The organism is Streptomyces sp. NPDC050448, from assembly GCF_040655295.1.
Lineage (GTDB): Bacteria > Actinomycetota > Actinomycetes > Streptomycetales > Streptomycetaceae > Streptomyces.
This window is the reverse complement of record NZ_JBFAJR010000105.1, coordinates 1-3,692: the sequence shown is the minus strand read 5'-3', so window position 1 is coordinate 3,692 and position 3,692 is coordinate 1. Positions and strand designations below refer to the sequence as shown.

The 3,692-nt window shown below is 67.4% G+C and carries 2 protein-coding genes; one reads left to right on the top strand and one right to left on the bottom strand.

Going from position 1 to position 3,692, the window contains the following annotated elements:
* The first annotated feature begins 779 nt into the window (after positions 1-779).
* Positions 780-1,898 carry a PP2C family protein-serine/threonine phosphatase gene (locus AB0I68_RS38810; RefSeq protein WP_363182158.1) on the top strand — a complete coding sequence of 373 codons (1,119 nt, stop codon included), beginning with the start codon at positions 780-782 and terminating at the stop codon, positions 1,896-1,898.
* Positions 1,899-2,416: 518 nt separating this feature from the next.
* Here AB0I68_RS38810 and AB0I68_RS38805 read toward each other — a convergent pair.
* A complete protein-coding gene (locus tag AB0I68_RS38805) occupies positions 2,417-3,457 on the bottom strand; it encodes a vWA domain-containing protein (protein WP_363182157.1) in 1,041 nt (346 codons plus the stop codon).
* Between the last annotated feature and the right edge of the window lie 235 nt (positions 3,458-3,692).

Genomic DNA, 3,692 nt, shown 5'->3' with positions numbered 1-3,692 from the left:
TCGAGAGCCTGAGCGGCGCGGCCCAGCTCGCCGGCCGCGGCCGGCGAGCAAACCATGCCGAGGTCGCCGCCGGACTCAGCGGCCCGCACGACCGCCTGGGCCCCGTCCGCCGGCAGATGCGCACCGATGCAGGACGCGCAAAGGGTGTGGTGCAGTGGCCGCGACGCGGGAGCCGGTCATCATGCCCCCCTTCTTGCAGCAGGGTTGGGCATCCACACATCCACCGGGCCCGGAAACGACGGTGTCACGGTCGACGTCGCCGACAGGCCCGGTACCGCTACCGGAACGCGGAAGCAGGCAGCGTGTTCACGCGTCCGGACCGCGGCTCCGATGCAGCAGGCCGCCGGAGACGGCACCCCGTGACGCCGACATCCTCAAAATCGGTGACCTTGCGTCATCGGGAGTGGCACATTCCGCGACTGGCGACGGCCGATAGTTACTGTGAGTGACTTTCGGAAGAGTGGTGCCGCCGGTTCCGGCTGCGACGGCGAGCTGGACGGCACTTTCGTCGTGGCGGCCGAGTGTGGGGGCGACGGCAGGAGCGCGTCCGCAGCGCGCGGCGGCGGATCGCCGTCGTGTGGCACTGGAGCCCGACCTATCACCCGTTCGGCCCCGTGTCGCCGGTCGTGACGTCGGGCTGCCGTCCGGGACCTACCGGGATTCGCGGCCTCGATTGAGCGGATAGGGCGTATCAGAGGTGCCGGCAGCTGATCACGTTGCGTGAGCGGCATATTCTCTGCGCAGTCCGATGCCCACTCTGCCCCGATATGATGCCTTACGTGATCATATCCAGACGGTTCGGGCGCCGTCGCCTTCCTTATGGCGGCCGGTGGGACGCTGCCCTGCTGTCACCTGTGATCGTTACCGTCCTCATCACCGCCCTGGCGTTCTCCACACCGAGGGAGTTCGCCTTCAGCCGCCTCCTGCCTGCTGCACCTGCCCTCGCTGCCGCGATGTGGCCCGTGCTCCCCACGATCTTGCTGGGGCTGTTCTGCCTGGTGGTCATGATCGGCCTGAGCTTCGCCTACACCGACCTGGGGACCTCGTACACGGCGGCTGCGATCATCGCGGTCACCTTGGCGGCCGCATACGCAAGCCACGTCCGGCGCCAACGGGAGGAGACGCTCCTCCACGTCCGGCTCGTCGCCGACGCAGCCCAGAAAGTGCTGCTGCGCCCTCTGCCGCGCCGCATCGAGGATGTCGAGATCGAGTCGCTGTATGTGGCGGCCCAGATGCAGGCCCGGATCGGCGGAGACTTCTACGAGGCGGTCGACACACCGTTCGGGGTCCGGCTGCTCATCGGCGACGTACGCGGCAAAGGGCTGTCCGCGGTGGGGACGGCCTCAGCGGTGGTCAACAGCTTCAGGGAGGCCGTGTACGACGAAGCCGACCTCAGGGGCGTCGTCCATCGCCTGGAGGTCAGCATCTCCCGCCACAGCGCTGCGTTCCCCGCCCTGGACCTGCCAGAGCGGTTTGCGACCGCGGTCATCGCCGAGATCCCGCACGGCGGAGGCCACGTCAGGATTCTCAACTGCGGGCACCCCCCGCCCCTGCTCGTGCGCTGCGGGGAGATCCGCGTCGTGGACCCCACCACCCCCTCTCCGCCCCTCAACCTCGCATCGCTCATCGGAGACCACTACTGCGTCGACACCCTCATCTTCGCTCCGGGCGACCAGCTGCTGCTCTACACGGACGGTGTCACGGAGACCCGGGGCCGCGACGGCGAGTTCTTCCCGCTGCCCGAGTGGATGCGTCAGCAGAGCCCGAGCCCGCCCCGCGAGCTGCTCGACCGACTTCATCGGGACCTGCTGCACTACAGCGGCGGAAGACTCGACGACGACATTGCAGTCCTTGCCGTGCGGTTCCCGAACACCCAGGCCCAAGAACACCCCGTGTAGGTGGCGGGAAGCCGTGGTGGGACTCGCAGGCCAGCGGGCCGGGCCCTGCACCCGGGATCACAGGTCTGTCCGGATGCGCCGGTGATGGTCAGCCCGTCTTCGCTGAGCGCGGTGAGACAGGCTCCGTGCTCCGCGTGGGTGGTCTGCGTCCGGCCGAAGTGCCACTTCCACGCCCGGAGGGCGAACGCGGCGGCCCCGGCCGTGCCGAGCAGCAGCAGGTACCTGGTGCGTCCGGGCGAGGTGTGGAGGGTGTACTGCCGCACCCTGTGCCGGCAGGCCGATGTGGGCCGTCCGGACGGACGCGTCGGGGGTCCGCCGGGACACCACCGAGGCCGTCATCGGCGCGGTCGCCGGCAGCCTGGCCCACTCGCAGCTGCTGGTCCTCGGCCGCCACGACCAGGCGGGGCCGGCTGCGTACGGTCGGCCGGACGGTACCGCCGCGCTCGGACGCAACGGTGGTGGATGCCGTCGTGGCGTTCCGGCGAAGCCTCCGCTGCCCGACAGGGGCTTGGACGGTGTCAGATCATGAGCAGCAGCCTTGTGTGCGCTACGAGCTTCCGGTTCACACTGGTGCTCTGCACGAAGATCGTGAAGTCGTCGTTGTGGTCCGGCTTGACGCGAACTTCCGTGTTCGGCAGGCCGAGCACGGCTCGGGCCTGCGGCCCCGTGTACACCCGGTCCGTCTTCTTCTCCAGCACCGCGATCTGCTTCTGCGCCTGGATCTTCTCCGACTTACTCAGCTGATAGAACGCACAACCGGTGCGGTAAGTGTGCCCGCATTCGGTGACCCAGTCCCGTATTGCCGCCTCGCGAGCCACGGGAATCAGCTGGTACTCGGACGGATTCACCGGGGTGAGGCCGGCTGCCTTGATGGTGTCCTTGTTGACAGTCTCGGCACCCGTGGAGAACACCGCCCGCGATCCCCGGATCCCCTGGGCGCGTCCCACCATGAAGTTCTCGGTGGCCTGCTTGATGACCTGCCCGGCCTCCTCCAGACCCTGTGTGCTCGTGGCGTCCCAGATGGCGATGTTGTCCTTCGGGAAGCCGCACTGCATGGCCTCGCGCTTGCCCATCTGGTCCGGCACAAGAACGGCCAGCGTCCAGTTGTCCTCCTGCGTCGCGATCATCTTGGCCACGGCCTGCACCAGTTCACGCGGATCCCTGGTAGGGGCATCCGGGCAGCGGTGACTTGCGTTCTCCTGTCCGTCGGTCAGAACGAACGTCAGGAAGCTGTGGTCGCCGTAGAGTTGAGCTGTCTGCGCCAGCTCCCGCTGCGACTTCAGTGTGGCCGCCAGCAGAGCCGTCATTCCACCGACCCGGTACAACTGCTTCAGGGACGGCATCCGCAGCACGTCCTTGTCGTAGATGACGCACTCCACCTTGTCCGCGAAGACGTACACCGTGACACGGGTTTCCTGGTCCAGTTCCTGCGATCGGCGGGCCAGATATGCGATCTGCTGGTCGGCGACATCAACGACCTTGCCGTTCAGGTGTGACATGGACGAACTGGCATCCAGCACAAGAGCAACGTGATTGATGTAGTTCTGGTTTCCCGACATGACCGCTCCCCCTCTTTCCGACTCGATGCTCCTACCTTCTCACCCACCACTGACAATCGATCTTGACTCCTAGCGGGATGAAGAGCGAGCCCACTCCACCAGGGGCTCAGCCGAACCGCACAGCAAGCACCGTTGCAGTACCAGGGCTTCTGTTGGGGGTGTCCCGCGGACACCCCCAACAGAACCCCAACGGCGCGAGCTTGCCGACGCCGCCCAGGGGCAGGGCGGCCCGCCG